Source organism: Roseiarcus fermentans (assembly GCF_003315135.1).
In the GTDB taxonomy this organism is placed as follows: domain Bacteria; phylum Pseudomonadota; class Alphaproteobacteria; order Rhizobiales; family Beijerinckiaceae; genus Roseiarcus; species Roseiarcus fermentans.
Genome location: NZ_QNRK01000037.1, coordinates 11,778 through 34,764, shown reverse-complemented (window position 1 = coordinate 34,764; position 22,987 = coordinate 11,778). Strand labels below are relative to the sequence as shown.

Sequence of the window (22,987 nt, the reverse complement as noted above, 5' to 3'; positions counted from 1 at the left end):
TCTGAGTAACTTCGCCCTTGCGGGCGTTTGACCATGTCGTTCATCGCCGTCACTTCAGATAGACTGACACTAACCAACCGGTTAGAGGGTATGGGCGGCGGCGTTCGGAGTCAACGCGCGGCGTAAGTCTAAACCTGCGACAAATTGTCCTTGGTGAGTTAATGTTAGGGTAGCTCACATTAACTTGTGAGGAACAAGTCGGACAGGGCATAGCGCCAAGGCAGTAAAAGAGATCGGGAGGTTAGGCGATCTCGATCGGTTTCTCACGAACAGCGAATCATTAGTCATGGATAGCATAATAGGCGAGAGAAGTAGCCAAAGCGAACTTAAGGACGGGGAAATATACGCTCGGAGCGGGCGACTCAGAATCGGTCAACGACTTCGATTAGACTAACCGGTTAGTTAGGATTCGGCCGGCGCGCCTTCTCCGCGCGCCGGATCGCCCAACCGGACCGGGGGTTGCGCGGAATTCGCCGTCGATCCATTGAATGGCGCTCGCTATCGCGCCGCGAAATGCGCAATGAGATCTGCTCGACCAGAGCATTGATGTCGGCGTCGATCGGCGAGCGGGCTTTCCGTGTGAGGGTTGTTGCGCAAATCCGTTCCAAGAGCTCCGTCCCGTGTCCTCGAGCGCGGCCGCCGCACCGTCATCGATTTCGAGTCGAACGCGGTCGCGCGGCTGTTCGATGCGGCGGAAACCGTGTTCGCGAACGAGGGCTTCGCCGGGGCCAGCATGGATCAGATCGCGACCCTGGCGGGTCTGAACAAGGCGACGATTTATTATCACATCGGAAACAAGGAAAAGCTCTATCAGGAAATCCTCAAGCGCCACTTCTCGCGCTTTGCCGATCGCCTGGAGCGGGAACTCGCCGACTGCGAGGACCCGCTGGAGGGCTTGCGCGGCATCGTTCGCATTCACGCCGAGGAGTACAGCCGAAGCCGTGCCTCCACGCGGACGATCGCCCACGAATTGGCGGACGGCCTCTCCCGCACCGGCGCGGAGGTTCGCGCCATCGTGTGGCGCATCCTCGGTGTGACGAAGCGTTACGTGGATACGGCGGGGGCGCGAGGACTCCTGCCGCCCCTCGACCTCCTCAGCGTCCATTACCTGCTCGTCGGGCCTTTGATCCTCCACGAAATCGTGATTCCGGTCGCGCCGACCGCCGCAGAGCCGCCATCAGACTGGAGGCCTCCGGAGTCGACGCTCGCGGCCATGCAGGACCTGATCGCGCGAATCGTGGTTCCGGCTCTGGCCGGCCGTTAGCGGAACGAGTCGTGGCGAGCGGACGCGGCCGTTCGGGCCGAGAGCGCTCGGCGGCAGTTTCGGCGCTCCGGTCCGCGCGGCGCAGGGAGCCGCCAGTGAGCCGATCACCTGGCCCCGTGTCGGCGTGAGCGCCACGACGGGGCCCTTGCCGTCCACGTCGCCAAAACTCCGCCCCATTGTTCCCCTCAACCTTTTGCGCGCGGCGGCGCAGGCTTCGAAGACGTCCGCGCCAAGACGGCAAGCGAGACATCGACCGAATTCGGGACCCGCCAACTCATGCGGAGCGGCCAATGCGTCGACGGCTCATCGGGCGCCAAGGTCCGGACGGTCTGGTCGCGGCGTCGCGCTTTCGGCTGCTCGCGGCGCTTGCGGCGGCGCCGCTCGCCGGCTGCGGCGGCGTGCTCGACCCCGCGGGCCCGGTGGGGGCTGCGCAGAAACTCATTCTCATCGATTCCGTGGCGATCATGCTGGCGATCGTGCTGCCGGTCATCGCGCTCATCGCCGGCGTCGCCTTCTGGTTCCGCGCCTCCAACCGGCGCGCCTTCTATTGGCCGGAGTGGGAGTTTTCCGGCCATCTCGAGCTGATCGTCTGGGCAATTCCGCTGCTGGTGGTCGTGGTCCTCGGCGGCGTCGCCTGGTTCGGCTCGCACGACCTCGATCCCTACAAACCCCTGCCGGGCAAGGAGAAACCGGTCGAGGTTCAGGTCGTGGCGCTCGACTGGAAATGGCTGTTCCTGTTTCCCGACGAGGGGGTGGCGAGCGTCAACGAACTGGCGGTCCCGGTCGGCCGCCCGATCCATTTCACCCTGACCTCGAGCGGCCCGATGAACAGTTTCTTCGTGCCGCGGCTCGGCAGCCAGATCTACGCGATGGCGGGGATGGCCTCGCAGCTCTGGCTGCAGGCCGACGAGCCGGGCGACTACCCCGGCTTCTCCGCCAATTTCAGCGGCCGGGGGTTTCCAGACATGCGCTTCCAAGTGAAAGCGCTGCCCGCCGACGGCTACGCCGGGTGGATCGCCGCCGCGAAAGCGGCTCCGGCCGTCCTCGATCGCGCGGAATACGAGAAACTCGTCAAGCCCAGCGAGGCCGTGAAGCCGGCCGTCTGGCGCTCGGCCGACCCGAACCTGTTTCGCGCGATCGTCGAGGGAACCGCGCCGCAGCCCTCGCCGTTGATCCGGCCGGCGCACGAAGCGAGCGCCCCGGGCGCGGCGATCTGCGGGGGGACCTGATGCTCGGCAAGCTCACCCTGGGCGCGATCCCGCTCGACCAGCCGATCCCGCTCGTGACTGGGCTGGTCGTGATCGTGATCGTGCTCGGCGTGCTCGCCCTCGTCACGGTCAAGGGCTGGTGGCCCTATCTCTGGCGCGAGTGGATCACCTCGGTCGACCACAAGCGCATCGGCGTCATGTACTGCGCGCTCGCGCTGGTGATGCTGGTGCGCGGCTTCGCCGACGCGATCATGATGCGGGCGCAGCAGGCGTTCGCCTTCCACTCCAACGGCTTTCTCGAGCCCGGCCACTTCAACCAGATCTTTTCCGCCCACGGCACGATCATGATCTTCTTCGTGGCGATGCCGTTCGTGATCGGGCTGATGAACTTCGCCGTGCCGCTGCAACTGGGCGTGCGCGACGTCGCCTTTCCGACCCTGAACTCGGTGAGCTTCTGGCTGACGGCGACCGGCGTGCTGCTGGTCAACGTCTCGCTGATCGTCGGCGAGTTCTCCAAGGCCGGCTGGATGGGCTATCCGCCGCTCTCGGAAGCGGCCTTCTCGCCCGGCGTCGGAGTCGACTACTATCTGTGGGCGCTGCAGATCTCCGGGGTGGGGACGCTGCTCACCGGCGTCAATTTCGTCACCACGATCCTGAAGCTGCGCGCGCCCGGCATGACGTACATGCGCATGCCGATCTTCTGCTGGACCGCGCTCGCCTCGAACCTGTTGATCGTCGCGGCCTTCCCGGTGCTGACCGCGACCTTCGCGATGCTGCTGCTCGACCGCTACCTGGGGTTCCATTTCTTCACGACGGACATGGGCGGAAACGCCATGATGTACGTCAACCTGTTCTGGGCGTGGGGCCATCCGGAGGTCTACATTCTGATTCTGCCGGCGTTCGGCGTGTTCTCGGAGGTCGTGTCGACCTTCTCGGGCAAGCCGCTGTTCGGCTATCGCTCGATGGTGCTGGCGACGCTCGCGATCTGCATTCTGTCCTTCATGGTCTGGCTGCACCACTTCTTCACCATGGGCGCGGGCGCCGACGTCAACGCCGTCTTCGGCGTCGCCTCGATGATCATCGCCGTCCCGACGGGGGTGAAGATTCTCAACTGGACCTTCACCATGTGGGGCGGGCGGGTGCGGTTCGAGCCGCCGATGCTGTGGGCGCTCGCCTTCATGATCACCTTCGCCATCGGCGGCATGACCGGCGTGCTGCTCGCGGTCCCGCCGGCCGATTTCGTGCTGCACAACTCGTTGTTCCTGGTCGCCCACTTCCACAACGTGATCATCGGCGGCGTGCTGTTCGGCGTCTTCGCCGGCTACACCTACTGGTTTCCGAAGGCGTTCGGCTTCCGCCTCGACCGACGATGGGGCTTGGCCGCCTTCTGGCTGTGGGTGATCGGCTTCTACGTCGCCTGGATGCCGGGCTACGTCGTCGGGCTCGAAGGCATGACGCGCCGGCTGCAGCGCTACGACGTCGCCGAATGGCGGCCGTGGCTCGCCATCGCCGCGATCGGCGCGGTCGTCATCCTCGCCGGAATCGTCTGCCAGATCGTGCAGATCGTCGTCAGCGTGCGCGAGCGCGCGCTCTTGCGCGACCGCACCGGCGATCCGTGGGACGGGCGGACGCTCGAATGGTTCACCGCCTCGCCGCCGCCCGCCTTCAACTTCGCCGCCCTGCCGGACGTCGCCGGCGAGGAGGCCTACTGGGTGTTGAAGCAGCGGGCGATCGCGACGGCGAAGCTCTCGCCGCCGCCGCGCTACGAGGCGATCGAGATGCCGGTCAACAGCCCGACCGGATTCGTCGTCGCCTTCTTCGCCTTCTTCACCGGCTTTGCGCTGATCTGGCACATCTGGTGGCTGACGGCGGCCGGAATTGCCGGCGCCTTCGCCACCTTCGTCGTCTTCGCCTGGCGCAATGCCGAGGAATACGAAATCCCGGCCGAGGAGGTGAGACGGATCGACGCTCGCCGGCGCGAGCGGCGCGCAGACCTGGTGGCGGGGCGTGAGCCGGGCATCCGGCTGGTGCGGGTTCGGGAACAGGAGCGCGGCGAGCGCGTCGCCGCCGGCGCGGAGAGCGCCGACCGGGACCGGGGTCCGGCGCCCAAGCGCATCGTCACCGCCTACGGCTTCTGGATCTTCCTCCTCAGCGACTTCGTCATGTTCTCGGCCTTCTATTCGACCTATGCGGTGCTGTCGCGCGCGACCGCCGGCGGACCGGGGCCGATGGAGCTCTTCAACCTGAAGACCGTCGCGGTCGAGACGGCGTTGCTTCTCCTGTCGAGCTTCGTCTGCGGCCTCGCCATGATCGCGCTCGGCGTGCGCGCCATGCTTTGGACCCAGATCGGCCTCCTCGTGACCGGCCTGCTGGGCGCGGGCTTTCTGGCGCTCGAATTCAACGAGTTCGCCCGGATGATCGCCGACGGCAATGGACCGCAGCGCAGCGCCTTCCTGTCGGCCTTCTTCGCCCTCGTCGGCTGCCACGGTCTGCACGTTTCGATAGGCCTGCTCTGGCTCGGCACGATGATGGCGCAGGTGTTCACCAAGGGTTTCCAGCCGAGCATCCTGCGCCGCACGATGTGTTTTGCGCTGTTCTGGCACGCCCTCGACATCATCTGGATCGGCATCTTCACCAACGTCTATCTCTTGGGGACGCTGACATGAGCGAGCATCACGGGCGCGACGCGGCGCCGGGCGAAGGCGGCGACTTCGGCGAGCGTTCGGCGGTGGAGGCGGTGCGCAACTATTGCATCGGGCTCCTTCTCGCGACCCTCCTCACCATCGCCTCGTTCTGGGTGGCGAGCGGCACCGCGCTCCTCTACGGGCCGGGCGTGCTGATGGGGCTCGCCGCGCTCGCGATCGCCCAGATGGGGGTGCATCTCGTGTTCTTCCTGCACATCACCACTGGGCCCGACAACACCAACAACGTGCTGGCGCTCGCCTTCGGCGCGCTGATCGTCGGTCTCGTCATCGCCGGCTCGGTGTGGATCATGGCCCACCTCGACGCCAACATGAGCCTGCCGGGCGGGATGATGGATCTGCGGACGCAGTAGTCGCGACGAACCGCGCCAGGGACCTCGCCTCGATCAGACATCCGGCGGCCGGGCGAAAGCGCGTCATGGTATCACCACAATTTGAATTACCTTAAAGTCAGGAGGCGGTAGCGGATGAAGCGTTGCGTCGAGCCCGAGAGCGGACCCGTTCGGCAGCCTGTGCTGACGGATGTCCGGGATTGACTCAGGCATAGAGGCTGGCCAATTTTTTCAGATTGCTGTGATTATGCTGATTCGGCCGATCGGAGTTCACGCTCTGCTCTCACCCGGCGGCTCCGCCGGTCCTGACCGACCCGGCTCGATCGATCCTTGACCCGGCGACACGCTCTGGAGGACTTCAATGCCTGAAGCGGTGATTTCGACTTACGTTTATTGGCCGGCCGGCATTGCGCTCGGGTGCTGGCTCTTCGTCGAGATCGGCAAGCGGATGTGACTCGAGCCTTCGCGCCGCGGAGCTTTGCCGCGGCCGCAAGGCGCCCGGCTCGCGAGGCGCCCCTATCATGGGGCCTTCGCCATGATGGCTTCGAGCCGCGGGGCTCGGATGCGGCGCCGAAGAGATTTCGCGGCGGCGGCGCGCTCGAAGCCGGGTGTGTCGACAGCCAAGCGTGTCGATAGTGTCGATGGCGAAATGTGTCGATAGCCAAGTGTTGCGAAAAACAGAAATACGGGTTATGGTGTTCTGATTGGCCGCGACTCGCTTCCCGCGAACGCGGCAGGTTGTTTGACATCCGAGTGCGCGGGCTCGCGCCTGCCTCCTTCGACGCGTTCGGGGCGGCAACCGCGCCGATTCCCGGCGCCGGCGCTCTTGTAGTCGCGCTCGGCGCCGCATCCTCCTCGCTCGCAGCAACGATGGATCGCATCCGCTCGTCCATCGCGCTGGTCTCGCTGCGAAGCATCGCCAAGGCCCTCCGTGCCGATGCGCGGCGGTCGCGCCGCGCATTGGGAGGGCGCCCGGGCGGCGAGACGCCGCCCGTCCCAGGGGGCGCCCTGTCCGGCTCCTCACGAACAACCGCCTCGGGCGTCGCAAAGTGAAGAAGCAAAAAAGTGACGTAACTGCCAAGCCGGCGCCGCCCTCTCCCCCAGGGAGAGGACAGGCCGCGAAGCGGCCAGGTGAGGGTGCGCCACGCCGACTGTCGGCGTTCCGAGCCCTCACCCTGCCGGGCTTCGCCCGGCTGTCCCTCTCCCCAAGGGAGAGGGCGGCGCCGGCTTGGCAGTTACAAAGTAACAAAGTGACAGGTTTGGGCGCCCAAGTCCCTGAAAAGGTGCGCCGCCTGCCAGACCTGCACGCCGGCCGCCGCCAGCCGGAACCGCCACCGGGCCGGGCCGCCGGAGCCCATCGAAGGCGGGCGCCTTTCGAAGTCGAACTCCTGGTCCCGGCCGACGACGGCGCGCGGAGCCCGGCGCGCGGGTGTCGGCATGGTCGGCGGCCGCGACGCCGCAACGGCGTCAGCCGCGGCGCTCACCGCTTCGGATAGCGCTCGCTCAAGAGCTCGAACAGGGCGCGCGCCGCCTGGATCTCGCCGCCGGCGGGGCCGTGGGCGCGCGCCTTCGGGTTCCAGGCGTAGACGTCGAAATGGACCCAAGCCTTCGCCTTGTCGACGAAGCGCCGGAGGAACAGCGCCGCCGTGATCGAACCCGCCATGCCGGCGCCGGTTCCGGAGTTGGAGACGTCGCCGACCGTCCCGTCGATCATCGCCTCGTACGGCCGCCACAGCGGCATCCGCCACATGGGATCGCGGGCGCGGGCGGCGGCGTCCGCGATCGCGGCGGCCAGCGCGTCGTCGTCGGTGTAGAACGGCGGCAGGTCGGGGCCGAGCGCCACCCGCGCCGCGCCGGTCAGGGTCGCGAAATCGATCATCAGGTCCGGGGCGTCCTCGTCGGCGAGCGCGAGCGCGTCGGCGAGGATCAGCCGCCCTTCCGCGTCGGTGTTGCCGATCTCGACCGCGAGGCCCTTGCGGCTGACGATCACGTCGCCGGGCCGCATCGCGCCCCCTGCGACGGCGTTCTCGACGATCGGCGTCACCACCCGGAGCCGCACGTCGAGGCCGCTCTCCATGACGAGGCGCGCGAGCGCCAGCGCGGTCGCGGCGCCGCCCATGTCCTTCTTCATCAATTCCATGCCGGAGGCCGGCTTGATGTCGAGGCCGCCGCTGTCGAACGTGACTCCCTTGCCGACCAGCGTGACCTTGGGCGCGTCGCGCCGGCCCCAGGCGATATCGACCACCCGCGGCGCCTCAGCCGCGGCGCGCCCGACCGCGTGAACGAGCGGAAAATTCGCGGCCATGAGATCGTCGCCGCGGGTCACGCGGGCCTCGGCGCCGAAGTCGTCGGCGAGCCTCGTCGCCGCCTGCTCGAGCGCGCCGGGGCCGAGCACGTTGGCGGGCGCGTTGACGAGGTCGCGCCCGAACGCGACCGCCTCGGCGATCCGCTCGATCCGGTCGGCGTCGACGCCCTCCGGCGCGACCAGCCGCGGCTTGCCGGCCGCGTCGGCCTTGAAACGGTCGTAGCGGTAGAGCGCCATCAGGAAGCCGAGCGCGGCGAGGGCTGCATCGGCCGGCGGGTTGGCGAAGCGATAGACGCCCTCGGGCAGGCTCGTGGCGAGCTTCCCCGCGGCAAGAGGGTCGCGCCCGACGCCCTCGGCCTCCACGCCGAACAGCGCGCCCGCGAGCCGGCCGTCCTCGCCCGGCAGGAGCTGGATCTGTCCCGGCTTCGCCTTGAATCCGCACGCTTGCGCGAAGGCTGCAGCGGTCGCGCCGATCGACGCCTGAATCGCGTCCCACGCGCCGGGCGCGGCCAACCAGACCGGGACGGCGCTGGGCGTCGGGGCGGCGAAACGGGGCAAGGCCGGACTCCATCACGTGAGGGGATCAATCGCATTACCACGGATTCGGCGGCGGCTGGCAGGTCCCGGCTCGAAATTCGAGCGGCGCGGTTTGAGTCGAGATCGCAGACCGGCGTCCGAAGTCACTGATTACGCCCGCTCTTCCGGGCGAACGACGCGGCGATCGTCTCTCGCCGCCCAAAGGTGATGAACCAGACGACAGCCACGAGCAGGCCGGAAACCAGCATCGGCAGCCGCAACCCTGTCGCCTGGGCCGATGTTCCGACAATGATCGTGCCGAGGCCGCCCGCCACTTGCGTAAACAGAAACAGCGAGGACAGCACACGCCCCCTTTGCGAGTCCTGAACCGAGGCTTGCATGATCGAAACCGTCCCGGTTCGCCGGGTCTCCTGCGAGAAGCCGAACAGGAGCATCGCAAGAAGCGCCATTGCGAGCGTTATCGATCCCGCGAGCAGCAGGGCCGACACGGCGAGGCCGAGCAACGCCCAGAGAACCCGTCCCGGCGTCGCGCCGGCCGCTCCGCCATGCGCCAGCCACAGAGCCGCCAGGGTGGCCCCGAGTCCCGCAGCGCCATAGAGCGCGGACATGGTCCCGGCCCCCCCGGCCAACACGGTGGACGAGTAGGCTGGCATCAGCCGGTAAAGGGCGGAGGACACGGAATCCCCGGCCAGGATGAGCAAGAGCAACGCCGACAGACCCCTGTGGCTTGCGACGTAGGATATGCCGACCAGGATATCCTGGCGGATCGATTGCCTCGGCGCCCTGTCCTGCTGGTAGCCGTCGGGCGTGACCAGGAATAGTGTGGTGACGAAATACAGGATGTAGCCAAGCACGTTTGTCAAAAACGCTACAGCAATGCCCCAGTGGACCAACAGCCATCCGGCCAGCGCTGGGCCAGCGAAGACCGCGAATTGCGTATAGGCCGCGCTCACCGCGATGCAGGACGCGAGTCGATCCTTTGCTACGAAGCGCGGCATCATGCCGTAGGACGCCGGTATGCTGAAACTGTGGATCAGCCCGTGGGCGAACGCGGCCGCGCAGATGATGGATAGGGTGATCGAGTTGGTCGCCGCGAGGATGGCGAGGATCATCGCCTTCACGAGATCGAACCCGTAGGCGATGCGCACCATGGTGAAACGATCGTATCGATCCGCGAACACCCCGCCGACGGGAATGAACAGGATGGTGGCGAGCGTCGTCAGACCCGCGACGACCGCGAGCCAGGCGGTGGATTTCGTGACCTCCCACGCCGTCCACGAGAAGGCGATCTCTTGAACAAAGTAGGTAATCCACGACGTGACGGAGCCAATCGAGTAAATCCGGAAATTCCTGTCGGCGAACGCTTCGCCGATACCGCCCAGACGTTTCGACATCGGCCCAATCCGGTTCGCGATCGCTTCGCCGATGAGCCGATACACGGTTGGTCGCGAAAGGGAAAAGCCCACGGGCGCGGCCCGCGCCTCCTGCGTCGTGTCGCCCTCCGCCCGGCCGCTCAGTCCTGCGCCGTCGGCCGGATGACGATGCTTCCCACATCCACGTCGGGCGGCTGCTCCAGCGCAAACAGGATGCCACGCGCGATGGCGTCCGGGGCGATTGCGACGCCCTTCAATCGTTCCTCAGTTCGGACGTCAGCGCGGCGAGGATGTCTTCGCGCCGCGCGCCGAGCGCCACCGTGTAACCGCGACTGGCCAGCAATCGCGCGGTCGCTCGCCCGATGCCGCTGCTGGCGCCCGTGATCGCGACCACCTTGTTCGATTCCCGCATGTCGTCTCTCCTTCAGGCCGGAATTTAGGGGTCCCGGCGGGGACGAGCTATGCTGGCGCCGCCATGAGTTTGTCGCCCGCGTCCACGCCTGCGCTCGATCCGCTGTCCGATGTGCTCGCGGTGCTGGACGCCCGCGCGACGCGCCCGCAACGGCTCGAGGCGGACGGCGATTGGGCGCTGGCGTTTCCGCTTCGTGATCGGTTGAAGTTCGTCGCCGTCGTGAAGGGGGTGTGCTGGATCGAAACCCTGGTCGGGGGGCGTCAGCGCCTGTCCGCCGGCGACGTCTGCCTGATCGGGCGCACCGCCTATACGGTCGCCAGCAATCCGGAGTTGCCTGCGGTCGACGGCCTGTCGCTGCTCGACGGTGCGGGGCAAGGCTCGCTGCGGCTCGGCGGCGAGGCGACGGTGATGCTGGGCGGCGGGATTGCGCTCTCTCGCGCGAGCGCCGGCGTCCTGCTCGACATGCTGCCGGTTTTCGCGGTCGCGCCAAGCGCGTCCGTCCGCGCGGCGAGCGTCACGGCGGTGCTGGCGTTGCTCGACACGGAGATGACGCGCGCCGAGATGGGAGCGGGGGCGGTCGCCGCCCGTCTCGCCGAGGTGCTGCTGGTGGAGGCGCTGCGGGCCTGCGCGAGCGGCGAAGCGCCTGCCGGCTGGCTCGGCGCGCTCGCCGATCTGCGCCTTGGCCGGGCGCTCGCGCTGGTCCACAGCGACATCGCCGAGCCCTGGACGGTGGCGCGCCTCGCCGCCGAAGCCGGCATGTCGCGGTCGGCCTTCTCCGCTCGTTTCACGAGGATGGTGGGACAGCCGCCGCTCGCCTACGTCCGGTCCTGGCGCCTGGCGCGCGCCCGCGCGCTGCTCGACCGGGGCGAGGCCAGTGTCGGAAGCGTGGCGATGCGCGTCGGCTATGCGTCGCAAAGCGCGTTCGGTCACGCCTTCCGCCGCGCTTTCGCAACGACGCCGCGCCGCGCCCCAGACTGACGAAGCGCCTCCGGCCCAGATGCGGTGATCGCTCGCGAGCCGTTTCGAGGAGACTTTCGGGAGCCCGGACCTGATTCTAAGAGAACCGGTCCTGCCGGGCAGGGCCCGGGTTCATGCGACGCAAATCATCCCTGTTCGGGGGCGGCTGCGATGGCTTCGATCTCGATCACAAATTCCGGCCGTACCAAGCCGGCCGCGACGATCAGCGTCGACGTCGGCGGCGTCCCCGAAAATTGGCGGTCGCGCGAACGCCTGTAACCATCCATGTGCTCGCGGGCCGTCACATAGACGCTCAGCCTGACGATGTTCGCCATCGTCATCCCATCTTCGGCCAGGATCGCCGCAATGTTTGCGAAGCAGATATCGGCCTGCGCTTCGCTGGTATCGGGAATCCGGTCATCGCGATCGATGCCGAGTTGCCCCGAAACGAACGCCATCCGGCAGCCCGCGGGCACGGCGACGCCGTGGCTGTAGCGCGCCAAGGGGGGCGAATGGACGAGGGAGACAGCTGGCGCATCGCGATCATCCTGAATTGAGAATCGAACAAAAAGAGAACTAGACAAGGCGGGGAGGAGCGTCAAGGGGGCGCTTCGGGCGTGGACCAGCGCGCGTGGAGCCGCCAACATCAAACCGGGACCATCGCCCACGGCGATTTGCTCCGGCGAGCTTGTTCCAGACGTCTCTTGAGCCACGTACGATCGCGTCGCCCTGACGTCAGGGGCGGCGAGATTGTCGGGATCGCGGGCGTCGCGGGCAACGGCCAGAGCGGTCTCGTCGAGGCGCTCGCCGGCCTGCGCAGCGCCCTGTTTGCGCTCGTTGTCAGCCGCGGCGACAGACGGGCCGCGCGACCATGACGGAGGCCGACGTCTCTCGGGACCAAAGGACGCGGGGACGGATCGCCGGTCCCCCGGCGATTGGTCCCGACATTGCCGCTCGTGACCACGAGACGCGGCGGCCCAAAGCGGGGCGTCGACTTCTGTCGCATGTGAACCCTTGACTTTTGACCGGCGACCGGCTTCGCCTCCGCGAGAGCCTTCCGCATGGTCGAGCCGGGCGGACGGTTCAACGGCGAGATCGGGGTCGAGGAGAGACGCGTGTCGGAGATCAGCCAAACTGCCAGGATCCGTCTGATCGGCGACGGCGCGCCAGCGAAGCCGGCCCCGCTCGTCGCGCCCGCCGATGCGCCCGCGCCCCGCGCCGCGCCCGCCGAAGCGCCGGCGAGGGCGCCTGCGGCCGAGCGGCCCGCGGCGCCGATCTTCCTGTCCGACGCCGCGGACGGCGCGGATGTTCTCGGGGCGGCGGCGATCGTCCAGCCGCTGGCGCAGCTCTGCGTGACGGGCGCGGCGCAGACGCCGTTTCTGGCCGCGATCGCCGGCCCGGCGGGGGCCGGCAAGAGTTTCGCGCTGAAGCGCCTGGCGCAGACGGTGGAGAAGCTCGCGGGCACAGCCGGCGCGCTCGGGCGGGTCGTGGTCGCCCACGTCGAGGCGACCGGCGGCGCGGAGGCGGCGGTCGCGCTGGCGAGCGCGGCCTATTCCGCGCTCGACCGAGAGCAGGGCGTCGATTACGCTTCTCTCCTCGACGAATCCGCTCACGCCGGTGGCGATCCGATGCGGGCCGCGATGGCGGCGTCCGATCGGCACGAGGAGGCCGTCCGCCGGCTCGAAGCCGAGCGCAGCCAGCGCGACGAGGCCGAGGCGCGCAGCGCCCGTCTGCCCGACGCGCTGCTGTTCGAGACCCCCGGATCGCGCGTCGACGTGTTCGCCCGATCTCGGCGCGGCGCGATCGACGCGAGCCTGCGCCGCTTCGACCTCGCCGGGACCGACGCCGGCGCGAGCTACCGCGACCTCGTCCGGGACGTGGCGAGCATGGGCGCGGGCGGCCGGATCGGCGTCGCGCTGCGCGCAGTCTGGGCCTATTCCGGCCAGCGCCGGCTGCTGTTCTGGGCGATCGTCGCGTTCGCGCTCGGCTTCGGCGTTCATCTCATGCACGGTTCGCAGGCGATGGACGCCGTCCAGGTCCCGACGGCGGCAGGGGAGATGGTCACGAACTCGACCCTGAAAGCCACCGATTGGATCAGGACGCACGGCTCCTGGTTCGAGACGGCGGCAAAGATCCTCTACGCCCTCGGCGCCCTCGCGCTGGCGCTCAACCTGTGGCGCGCGGTCGGCTTCGCGACCCTCGTCATGCGCGGCGCGCAGCTTCTCAATCTGGACGTCCGCGACCGCCGCCGTGATCTCGATGACCGCGTCGCCCGGCTCAGCCAGCGGGTGGCGGCCCTGTCGGCCGCCGCCGACACCGCGGCCAGGCGGGCGGAAGCCGCAGCCCATCGGGTGCGCGGAAAGGCGCAGACGCGGGCCCCGGGGCCCGACTTCCTCGACGCGCGCCACGGCGACACGGCGGCCGCGCTGGGCTTCCTCGCGGCGCTCGGCGAGCGGATCGCCGCCGGACCGTCGCAGGGCGCGCCCGAGCGGCTGGTGTTCGTCGTCGACAACCTCGACGCCCTGCCGCCCGCCGCCGCGATCGCCTGGATCGATGCGGCTCGGGGCGCCATCGGTCCCGGCGCGGTCGGGGTTCTGGCGCTCGATCCAGCGCGCCTCGTCGGCGCGCTCGGCGGCCCGACGGAAGCGCGCCGGCGGCTCGACAAGTGGCTGCAGGCGGTCGTCAACCTGCCCGGCCGCGCCGCCGTCTCCGGCGAGCGCCTGATCGCGCGGCTGCTCGCGCCCGACGTCGAGCCGGCTGCGCCGGCGCCCGATCCGGCGGTCGCGAAGGCGCTGACGGAGCCTTTGTCGAGCGCCGAGACCACGCTCCTCGCTGCGCTCGCCCCACTCGCCGCCGATTCCGCGCGCGCGGCCAAGCGCTTCCTCAACGCCTATCGGCTGGCGCGCTGCTCGAACGCCTCGCGTTCGGCGATCGCGCTGATGCTGGCGGTCGCCTTCGCCGATGAGGAGATCCAGTCGGCGATGCGCAGGCGCCTCTCCAACGGCGGGGGCGACCTCGAGCCGTTCGACGGCCCGGAGCGCCTCGTCTCGGCGGTCAGGAGCGCCCGCGCCGCCAACATCGGCGCCTTGACGGTGGCCGACGCCCGGGCCGCCGACGCCGTCGCCCGGCGCTACGCCCCGTCAGTGTGACGCAGCCGCCGCGGCGATCGGCGAGGCGTCCGCCGCGGCGTCCGGCAGCTTCGACCGGCTCCAGCCGCCGCCGAGCGCGACGATCAGGTTGACGGCGGCGGTCTGGATCGAGGCCTCGGTCGAGAGCAGCGCCTCCGAGGCCGACAATTGCTGCGCCTCGGCGACGACGACCGCGGTGAAGGCCTGAGTGCCTGCGCGATATTCGTTGAGCGCGATCTGGGTCGCCTGGGTGGAGATGCGCACGTCCTCCGCCTGCACCTTGACCTCCTGCGAATAAATGCGAATGGCGGCGAGGTTGTCCTCGACCTGCCCGAGGGCGTTGAGCACGGTCTGGCGGTAGGTCGCGACCTGAGCGTCGTACGTCTGCCGCGCCGCCTCGACCTGCGCGCCCGTCAGCCCGCCGTTGACCAGCGGCTCGGCGAGCGAAGCGCCGAACGACCAGACCGGGTTCGTGAGGCCGTAGCGCGCGGCGAACGGGTTGCCGGAATAGCCGACGAGACCGGAGAGCGACACGGCCGGGAAATAGCCGGCGAAGGCGACGCCGATCTCGGCGTTGGCTTGCCGCATCGTCTCCTCGGCCGCGGCGATGTCGGGCCGGCGCTCCAGCAAGTCCGAAGGCAGGCTGACCGGAATCGACGGCGGCCGGGTCGCCAGGACGCCGTGCGAGATCGTCAGCCCCGCGGGCGGACGGCCCATCAGCACCGCGATCGCATGCTCGCTCTGGGCGCGGGTCACGCCCGCGGCGATGAGCTGCGCCTGGGCGTTCAGCACCTGCGCCTGCGCGGTAATCACGTCGGACTTGGCCGCCGTGCCGGCGTTGTACTGGTTCTGGGTGATCGTCAGCGAGCGCTTGTACTCCTCGACGGTGCGGGCCAGCAGGTCCACGAGCGAGTCGGCCTGACGCACCTGGACGTAGGCGAGCGCCAGCGCCGCCTGCTCGGCGAGCCGCGCGTTGGCGAGCGCGGCGGCGCTCGCTTCGGCCCCCGCCGTCTGCGCCTCGACCGCCCGCCGCACTTCGCCCCACACGTCGAGCGTCCACGACCCCGACGCCTCGGCGGAGAGCGTCGTGAGCGCGGTCCCGCTGGTTGCGCTGCGCGTCGCCGACCCGAGCCCGTTGACAGTCGGAAATAGGCCGGCGCGGGCCTCGTTGATCAGGGCGAGCGCCTCGCGGTAGTTGGCCTCGTCCGCCTTGACGGTCTGGTTGGAGATCGCCACCGCCTCCTCGAGGCGGCTGAGTTCCGGATCGCGAAAGGCGTTCCACCAGTCGCCCTTCGGCTCGCCCGCCCTGGGCGTTGCGACCTTCCAGCCGGCGATCTCCTTGTACTGCGGCGAGATGACCGCCGCGGCCTGCTGGAAGTTTGGACCGACCGGCGCGCAGCCGGCGAGCGCGACGGCGGCGAGGACGGCGGCGGACCCGCCCCACAGCCGAGTCGAACGCCGTGCGCAGGATTGGCGCCGCGCGAGCGATATCAGGGGTTTGGGCGCCAAAATCTGTCCAAAAGCAACCTCCGAGCCGCGCCGGGGGCGGTCGGCGCAGGCAGCGGGCAATTCCTCTCCCTGAGGGAGAGGACAGGCCGCGAAGCGGCCAGGCGAGGGTTCGCCACGCCGACCGTCGGCGTTCCGGGCCCTCACCCTGCCGGGCTTCGCCCGGCTGTCCCTCTCCCGGAAGGAGAGGGAGGCGCAGGCTTGGCAGTTACGTCCAAAAGCGACTGCCGACCCCGTCATTGCGAGGAGCAAAGCGACGAAGCAATCCACGCCGCCGCTTGCATCCTGCGGTAAAGATTGCTCCGTCTTCTGCTCGCGACGAACCGCGAAGGACGACGTGGCGGTCCAGGGGCCACAACAGCAGCCCAGCGGCCCCTGGATCGCTTCGCTTCGCTCGCGATGACGGCGTTCTTCGCGCCCACCTTGGGAGCCAACCAGCGCCTGCGGCGCCGCCGAGGTGATTGCGCGCGAGGAGCCGGACAGAGCGGGCGCTGGGAGGGGCGGCGTCCCGCCGCCCGGGTGCGCGAGACGCGCACCCTCCCGTTGCGCGGCGCTACGGCTGGCCTGTGAGGCGAAAAACACACCGCCATGGCGCTCGCCTCCGCCACTGCCCCTCGGGTGATCCCCATCCCCCGTTCCGCTTCGCTCCACGGGGGAGGAAAGCCGCGCGGGCTCGGCGCCATCCGGCTGCGGGCATGAGGGGGCCAGGAAAGGCATCGGGGATCCAGTCGGGTCGCGCAAGGATCAGCCTACCTCGGTTTCGAGTTTTTCACAATATTTTTTCTCAACAATTTGTATTATCAGAAATATCCGGCTTCGCGGCCGCGTCCCGGTCGCGCGGATGCGCCCCGGGCGTCAGCGCGCGTCCGGCAGAGGCGCGGGCGCTCCGCGCAGGTAGTATCGGTTCCACAGCCGCCCCAGCATTTTTCCAAGCGAATCGAGATAGATGAAAACCACCGGCGTGGTATACAGGGTCAGCGCCTGACTGACGATCAGGCCGCCGACGATCGTGATGCCGAGCGGGTGGCGCAGCTCCGATCCTTCGCCCGTTCCGAAGGCGAGGGGAAGCGCGCCGAAGATCGCCGCGAAGGTGGTCATCATGATCGGACGGAACCGCATCAGGCAAGCCTGCTCGATCGCTTCGCGCGTGTCGAGGCCGCGCCGCCGCTCCGCATCGAGCGCGAAGTCGACCATCATGATCGCGTTCTTCTTCACCACGCCGATCAGCAGGAGCACGCCGATCGCCGCGATGACGGTGAACGGCGTGTCGGACAGCCACAGCGCAAGCGCCGCGCCGACGCTCGCCGAGAACAGCGTCGAGAGAATCGTGAGCGGATGGATCAGGCTCTCGTACAGGATGCCGAGCACGATGTAGATCGTGAGCAGCGCCGCGCCGAACAGCATCGGCATGCTCGACTGCGACTGCTGAAAGGTGGCGGCCGTCCCGGCGAATGCGCCGCGCACGGTCGAGGGCATGCCGATGCGCCGGACCGTGTCGTCGATTTCCGCCTGCGCCTGGCTCAGCGACTTGCCGGGCGCGAGGTTGAACGAGATGGTGGCGGCCGGGAACAGGCCCTGGTGGTTGACGCTGAGCGGCGTGTGGCCGGGTACGACGCGGGCGAAGGCGGACAGCGGAACCATTTTCTCGACCGAGGACGACACCGCGGACCCGGTCGAGGCCGACGCGTGACCGCTCGCGGCCAGCGCATTGGTGGCGAGGTTACGCGCCGCGTCCGTTGCGATCGACGTCGCCGTGCTCTGCGCGCCGGTGCTGGACTTGAAGAGTCCGGCAGCGAGGCCGGTCTGCTGGGAGCCGGTCGGGTTGGCCCCGGCGGTCGAGACGTAGAGGTCGTCGAGCGTGCCGGGGTCCTGCCAGTAACGCGGCGCGACCTCCATCACCACGTGGTACTGGTTCTGCGCGCTGTAGATGACGGAAACCTGACGCTGTCCGAAGGCGTCGTAGAGGGTGTTGTCGATCGCGCTCAGCGTCAGTCCGAGCCGCATCGCGGTGTCGCGGTCGATGACGATGTCGGTCTCGAGCCCACCCTGCTGCTGGTCCGAGTTGACGTCCTTGATGATCTCGCTCTTCGTCAAGGCCTCGGTCAGCTTCGGCGTCCACTGGGCGAGCTGCGACGCGTCGTCGGCGAGCAGGGTGTATTGGTAGGCCGCATTGCTTTGCCGGCCGCCGGCGCGCAGATCGGACACCGCGATCATGAAGAGGCGCGCCCCGGCCACGCGCGCGAGCTTGCCGCGCAGCCGGTTGACCACCTCGTCCGCTGTGACTTTGCGGACGGCCTGGGGCTTCAGCGACACGTAGATGAAGCCGGAGTTCGTCTGCAATCCGCCGGTGAAGCCGACCACGTTCGCGACCGCCGGGTCGTCCTGCACGATCGTCTGCAACTCGGTGAACTTCTTTTCCATCGACTGGAACGAGATGCTCTGGTCGGCCTGGATCGCGCCGATGATGAGGCCGGTGTCCTGGACCGGGAACAGGCCGTAGCTCACGTGATAGCGAAAGAGATCGTAGTTGAGCCAGATCGTGGCGAGGAGCGTCATCGCCACGATCGCCGGGTGGCGCAAAGCCACGCGGAGCGTGACGCGATAGAAGCCGAGCGCTGCGTCGAACGCGCGCTCAGAGGCCTGATAGATCCGGCCGCGGCGCCGCGTGTGTTCGCGCGGCAGGATCAGCGCGCACATCATCGGCGTCGTCGTCAGCGAGACGGCGAGCGAAATCATCACCGCCGCCGACAGGGTCAGCGCGAATTCGTTGAACAGGCGCCCGACGATTCCGCCGAAGAAGATCAGCGGCGCGAACACCGCGATCAGCGACAGCGAGATCGACAGCACCGTGAACCCGACCTCGTTCGCGCCGCGGATCGCCGCCTCGCGCCGCCCCATGCCGGCCTCGAGATGGCGCGACACGTTCTCGAGCACGACGATTGCGTCGTCGACGACGAAGCCGGTCGAGATCGTCAGCGCCATCAGCGACAGGTTGTCGAGGCTGAATCCAGCCAGGTACATCACGCCGAACGTGCCGATGATCGAGGTCGGCACCGCGACGCTCGGGATCGCCGCCGCGCGCACGCTGCGCAGGAAGGCGAACACCACCAGGATCACCAGGACGACCGCGACGATCAGCGTCCTTTGCGTGTCGGCGAGCGACTGGCGGATGGTCGTCGAACGGTCGACCGCAATGCTGAGATCGACGTCGCCCGGCAGCGACGCGATCAGGCGCGGCAGCTCGGCGTGGACCGCGTCGACGACGTCGATGATGTTGGCGCCGGGCTGGCGGGAGACGACCACCGCCACCCCGGGCCGGCCGTTGACGAGGCCGGCGTTGCGCAGGTCCTCGACCGAGTCGACGACCTCGGCGACGTCGGAGAGCTTGACCGCCGCGTTGTTGCGGTAGGCGATCACGAGATCGCGGTATTGCGCGGCTTTCGTCGCCTGATCGTTGGCGTAGACCTGATAATGCGCGGCGCCGTCCTCGATCGCGCCTTTCGGGCTGTTGGCGTTGGCGGAGGCGAGCGCGGCGCGAATGTCCTCGAGGCCGATTCCGTAGCGGAAGACCGCCGTCGGATTGACCTCGATCCGGACCGCCGGCAACGCCGAGCCCGAGATGTTGACCTGGCCGACGCCCGGCAGTTGCGACAGGCGCTGCTGCAGCACGTTGGAGGCGATGTCGTAGAGCTGGCCCGGGGTGTGGCCGGACGACGTCATGGCGAGGACCATGATCGGCGCGTCCGCCGGATTGATCTTGTGATAGGACGGGTTCTGGCGCAGGCTGGTCGGCAGGTCCGCCCGCGCCGCGACGATCGCCGCCTGCACGTCGCGCGCGGCGCCGTCAATGCTTCGGTCGAGGCCGAACTGCAGGATGACGCGCGTCGAGCCGAGCGTGCTCTGCGACGTCATTTCGTTGACGTCGGCGATCTGGCCGAGGTGGCGCTCGAGCGGCGCTGCGACCGAGGACGACATCGTCTCCGGACTCGCGCCGGACATGTTGGCCTGGACCGAGATCACCGGAAAGTCGATCTGCGGCAACGGCGCGACCGGCAATTGCCGGTAGCCGAGCAGGCCCGCGAGGATGACGCCGATCGTCAGCAGCGTCGTCGCCACCGGCCTCCTGATAAAGATCTCGGAGAAGCGGTTGTTCACGTCGGCGCCGCCGCCAGCGTCGCGCCGGTCGCGCCCATGCCGAAGCGTCCGCCGAGCCGCTCGAAGAAGAGATAAATGACCGGGGTCGTGTAGAGCGTCAGGACCTGGCTGAACGCGAGGCCGCCGACGATGGCGAGGCCGAGCGGATGGCGAAGCTCGGAGCCGACGCCGGTTCCCAGCATCAGCGGCAGCGCGCCGAAGATCGCCGCGACCGTCGTCATCAGGATCGGCCGCAGCCGCAGCAGGCAGGCCCGGGTGATCGCCTCGCGCGGCGCCAGACCCTCGTTGCGCTGCGCGTCGAGGGCGAAGTCGATCATCATGATCGCGTTCTTCTTGACGATGCCGATCAGCAGCACGATGCCGATCACGCCGATGATGTCGAGACCCGCGCCGGCGACCTCGAGCGTGAGCAAGGCGCCGATGCCGGCCGACGGCAGCGTGGTCAGGATCGTGATCGGGTGGACGAAGCTCTCGTAGAGGACGCCCAGCACGATGTACATCGCCGCGATCGCCGCCGCGAGCAGGAACACCTCGTTCTGGAGCGCCGACTGGAACGCCTGCGCCGCGCCCTGGTAGGCGACGCCGAAGCTCTTGGGAAGCTCGATGTCGCCGAGCGCCGCGTCGATCTGATCGACCGCCTGCCCAAGCGACGCGCCGGGCGCGAGATTGAACGAAATCGTCGTCACCGGAAACTGCTTCAGATGCGAGATCTGCAACGGCGAGGTCCTGACGACGAAATTGGCGACCGCGTTCAGCGGCGTCTGCCCCGAGGTCGACGAGGCCGACGGCAGATAGAGGTTGTCGAGCGAATCGAGCGAGCGCGCCATCTTCGGGTCGATGTCGAGAATGACCCGGTACTGGTTGGTCTGGGTGAAGATGGTCGAGATGATGCGCTGGCCGTAGGCGTCGTAGAGCGCGTTGTCGACGATCGCGGGGGTGATGCCGAAGCGCGCGGCCCCGCTGCGGTCGAGATCGACGAACACGGACCGACCGTTCGGCTGCAGGTCGCTCGCGACGTCGACGATCGAGGGGACCTTCGCAAGCCGTTGCAGGACCTTCGGAGTCCAGGCCTGCAACAGCGCGAGGTCCTGGTTCTGCAGCGTGAACTGATACTGAGTGGCGCTGACCGCGGTGTCGATGGTCAGGTCCTGCACCGGCTGCATGTAGAGCGAAATCCCGGGAACGCCAGCGGTCTCCTGCGCGAGGCGGCGGATGATCTGGCTGACCGTCGCCTTGCGCTCGCTCTCGGGCTTGAGGTTGATCAGCAGCCGGCCGGAGTTGAGCGTGACGTTGTCGCCGTCGACGCCAATGAACGACGACAGGCTGGCGACGTCTCGATCGGCGAGGATCGCCTTCGCCAGCGCCTGCTGCTGCGTGGCCATGCGCTCGAACGAGACGTCCTCCGACGATTGGGTCACGCCCTGGATGACGCCGGTGTCCTGGATCGGAAAGAACCCCTTCGGGATCGTCACGTACAGGTAGCCGGTCAGGAGGAAGGTCCCGACTGCGACGAGGAGCGTGATCCCCTGATGGTCGAGCACGACCCGCAGGGTCGCGGCGTAGAAGCGGGTCAGCGCCTGGAACAGTCTTCCGCCGCTCGCCTCGCCCCCGCCGGTCGGCCTGAGGAGCTTGGCGCACAGCATCGGAACCAGCGTCAGCGAGACGAAGGCGGAAATCACGATGGTGGCGGCGAGCGTGATCGCGAACTCGTGGAACAGCCGCCCCACCACGTCGCCCATGAACAGCAGCGGGATCAGCACCGCGAGCAGCGACACGGTCAGCGAGATGATGGTGAAGCCGATCTGCGCCGAGCCCTTCACCGCCGCGTCGTACGGGCTGTCACCCGCCTCGAGGTGGCGGGCGATGTTCTCGATCACCACGATGGCGTCGTCGACGACGAATCCGGTCGCGACCGTCAGCGCCATCAGCGACAGGTTGTCGAGGCTGAAATCGAACGCGTACATGATCGCGAGCGCGCCCACGAGCGACAGCGGCACCGACAGGCTCGGGATGACGGTCGCCGGGATGTTCCTGAGGAACAGGAAGATCACCATGACGACGAGGCCGACCGCGAGCGCGAGCTCGAACTCGACGTCCTTGACCGACGCTCGGATGGTCGTCGTGCGGTCGGTCAGCGGTTCGAGGGTCAGGCCCGCCGGCAGGGTCGCCCTCAGGGTCGGCAGGATCGCCTCGACCGCGTCCGAGACCGCGATGACGTTCGCGCCCGGCTGGCGCTGGATGTTGACGATCAGCGCCGGCGTCGTGTTCATCCAGGCGGCGAGCCGGCTGTTCTCCGGCCCGATCTCGACGCTCGCCACGTCGGACAGATGGATCGGCGCGTTGTCGCGGTAGGCGACGACGGATTTCAGGTAGTCCTTCGGGTCGTGGATCTGGTCGTTGGCGTTGATGGTCGAGGACTGCGACGGCCCGTCGAAGCTGCCCTTGGGCGTGTTGACGTTGAGATTGGCGATCGTGGTGCGCAGGTCGTCGAGGTTGACGCCGTAGGCGGCGAGCGCCAGCGGATTGGCGTGGATGCGCACCGCCGGCCGCTGTCCGCCGGAAATCGTGACGAGGCCGACGCCGGGAAGCTGCGACAGTTTCGGGACGATCCGGCCCTCGAGGATGTCCTCGACCTCGGTGAGCTTCATCGTATTGGACGCCACGCCGAGGGTCAGGATCGGGGCGTCGGCCGGGTTGACCTTGGCGTAGATCGGCGGGGCGGGGAGGTCGGCGGGCAGAAGGTTGCCGGCGGCGTTGATCGCCGCCTGGACCTCCTGCTCGGCGATGTCGATGCCGATGTCGAGGCCGAAGCGCAGGGTGATGACCGACGCGCCGGCCGAACTCGCCGACATCATCTGGCTGAGGCTCGCCATCTGGCCGAACTGGCGCTCGAGCGGCGCCGTCACCGCCGAGGTCATCACCTCGGGGCTCGCGCCCGGATAGAAGGTCTGGACCTGGATGGTCGGGTAGTCGACCTCCGGCAGCGCCGAGAGCGGCAGGAAACGGTATCCGGCGAGCCCGACGAGCAGAATGGCGATCATGAGCAGGCTGGTCGCGACCGGCCTGTCGATGAAGAGTCTGGACGGGTTCACGGGCGGCTTGCTCCCG

At 68.4% G+C, this 22,987-nt stretch carries 12 protein-coding genes and 2 pseudogenes; 7 read left to right on the top strand and 7 right to left on the bottom strand.

Translation table 11 applies throughout. The features are described from left to right. Nucleotides 1-586 precede the first annotated feature (586 nt). The 5 genes and pseudogenes from DFR50_RS25100 to cyoD all read left to right on the top strand — a co-directional run bounded on the left by DFR50_RS25100 (nucleotide 587) and on the right by cyoD (nucleotide 5,527). Nucleotides 587-1,264, top strand: a complete 678-nt coding sequence (locus DFR50_RS25100) for a TetR family transcriptional regulator (RefSeq protein WP_113892010.1) — start codon at nucleotides 587-589, stop codon at nucleotides 1,262-1,264. Between the two features lie 290 nt (nucleotides 1,265-1,554). Beyond that, the gene (gene cyoA / locus DFR50_RS25095; RefSeq protein WP_113892009.1) at nucleotides 1,555-2,493 is read left to right on the top strand and encodes a ubiquinol oxidase subunit II; all 939 of its coding nucleotides are present in this window, start codon (nucleotides 1,555-1,557) and stop codon (nucleotides 2,491-2,493) included. Beyond that, a pseudogene (gene cyoB, locus DFR50_RS25090) lies at nucleotides 2,493-4,475 on the top strand (cytochrome o ubiquinol oxidase subunit I); the annotation flags it as partial. The gene cyoA and the pseudogene cyoB, both read left to right, overlap by 1 nt. 159 nt (nucleotides 4,476-4,634) lie before the next feature. Beyond that, nucleotides 4,635-5,138: a cytochrome c oxidase subunit 3 gene (locus DFR50_RS33175; RefSeq protein WP_245428132.1), complete on the top strand. Its 504-nt coding sequence runs from the start codon at nucleotides 4,635-4,637 to the stop codon at nucleotides 5,136-5,138. Then, nucleotides 5,135-5,527: a cytochrome o ubiquinol oxidase subunit IV gene (gene cyoD / locus DFR50_RS25085; protein WP_113892007.1), complete on the top strand. Its 393-nt coding sequence runs from the start codon at nucleotides 5,135-5,137 to the stop codon at nucleotides 5,525-5,527. The genes DFR50_RS33175 and cyoD overlap by 4 nt, the downstream gene beginning before the upstream one ends. A gap of 1,459 nt (nucleotides 5,528-6,986) precedes the next feature. Here cyoD and DFR50_RS25075 read toward each other — a convergent pair. The 3 genes and pseudogenes from DFR50_RS25075 to DFR50_RS25060 all read right to left on the bottom strand — a co-directional run. Further along, nucleotides 6,987-8,369: a leucyl aminopeptidase family protein gene (locus DFR50_RS25075; RefSeq protein ID WP_113892005.1), complete on the bottom strand. Its 1,383-nt coding sequence runs from the start codon at nucleotides 8,367-8,369 to the stop codon at nucleotides 6,987-6,989. A gap of 122 nt (nucleotides 8,370-8,491) precedes the next feature. Beyond that, complete coding sequence (locus tag DFR50_RS25070; RefSeq protein ID WP_147262914.1) at nucleotides 8,492-9,814, bottom strand: MFS transporter; 1,323 nt, start codon at nucleotides 9,812-9,814, stop codon at nucleotides 8,492-8,494. A gap of 172 nt (nucleotides 9,815-9,986) precedes the next feature. Continuing rightward, nucleotides 9,987-10,133, bottom strand: a pseudogene (locus DFR50_RS25060) (SDR family NAD(P)-dependent oxidoreductase); the annotation flags it as partial. Nucleotides 10,134-10,196: 63 nt separating this feature from the next. On the opposite strand from DFR50_RS25060, the gene DFR50_RS25055 reads away from it, so the two are divergent. Further along, entirely contained in the window at nucleotides 10,197-11,111 is a 915-nt protein-coding gene (locus DFR50_RS25055; protein ID WP_113892002.1) for an AraC family transcriptional regulator, read from the top strand. Nucleotides 11,112-11,236: 125 nt separating this feature from the next. On the opposite strand, the gene DFR50_RS25050 is transcribed toward DFR50_RS25055, so the two are convergent. Next, nucleotides 11,237-11,692 (bottom strand): RidA family protein, encoded by a 456-nt coding sequence (locus DFR50_RS25050; protein ID WP_245428128.1) that lies wholly within the window; start codon nucleotides 11,690-11,692, stop codon nucleotides 11,237-11,239. Nucleotides 11,693-12,151: 459 nt separating this feature from the next. On the opposite strand from DFR50_RS25050, the gene DFR50_RS25045 reads away from it, so the two are divergent. Beyond that, nucleotides 12,152-14,239: a hypothetical protein gene (locus DFR50_RS25045; RefSeq protein ID WP_113892000.1), complete on the top strand. Its 2,088-nt coding sequence runs from the start codon at nucleotides 12,152-12,154 to the stop codon at nucleotides 14,237-14,239. On the opposite strand, the gene DFR50_RS25040 is transcribed toward DFR50_RS25045, so the two are convergent. The 3 genes from DFR50_RS25040 to DFR50_RS25030 form a co-directional block, all read right to left on the bottom strand. Continuing rightward, entirely contained in the window at nucleotides 14,231-15,727 is a 1,497-nt protein-coding gene (locus DFR50_RS25040; RefSeq protein ID WP_245428126.1) for an efflux transporter outer membrane subunit, read from the bottom strand. The genes DFR50_RS25045 and DFR50_RS25040 overlap by 9 nt on opposite strands. A gap of 852 nt (nucleotides 15,728-16,579) precedes the next feature. Beyond that, nucleotides 16,580-19,879: an efflux RND transporter permease subunit gene (locus tag DFR50_RS25035; protein WP_210209037.1), complete on the bottom strand. Its 3,300-nt coding sequence runs from the start codon at nucleotides 19,877-19,879 to the stop codon at nucleotides 16,580-16,582. Continuing rightward, nucleotides 19,876-22,971 carry an efflux RND transporter permease subunit gene (locus DFR50_RS25030; RefSeq protein WP_113891999.1) on the bottom strand — a complete coding sequence of 1,032 codons (3,096 nt, stop codon included), beginning with the start codon at nucleotides 22,969-22,971 and terminating at the stop codon, nucleotides 19,876-19,878. Before DFR50_RS25030 ends, DFR50_RS25035 begins: the two co-directional genes overlap by 4 nt. Between the last annotated feature and the right edge of the window lie 16 nt (nucleotides 22,972-22,987).

Coding starts and splice junctions, on each gene's coding strand:
- DFR50_RS25045 (WP_113892000.1), top strand. CDS start 12,152: ATGGTCGAGCCGGGCGGACGGTTCAACGGCGAGATCGGGGTCGAGGAG.
- cyoA (WP_113892009.1), top strand. CDS start 1,555: ATGCGTCGACGGCTCATCGGGCGCCAAGGTCCGGACGGTCTGGTCGCG.
- DFR50_RS25055 (WP_113892002.1), top strand. CDS start 10,197: ATGAGTTTGTCGCCCGCGTCCACGCCTGCGCTCGATCCGCTGTCCGAT.
- DFR50_RS33175 (WP_245428132.1), top strand. CDS start 4,635: ATGTTCTCGGCCTTCTATTCGACCTATGCGGTGCTGTCGCGCGCGACC.
- cyoD (WP_113892007.1), top strand. CDS start 5,135: ATGAGCGAGCATCACGGGCGCGACGCGGCGCCGGGCGAAGGCGGCGAC.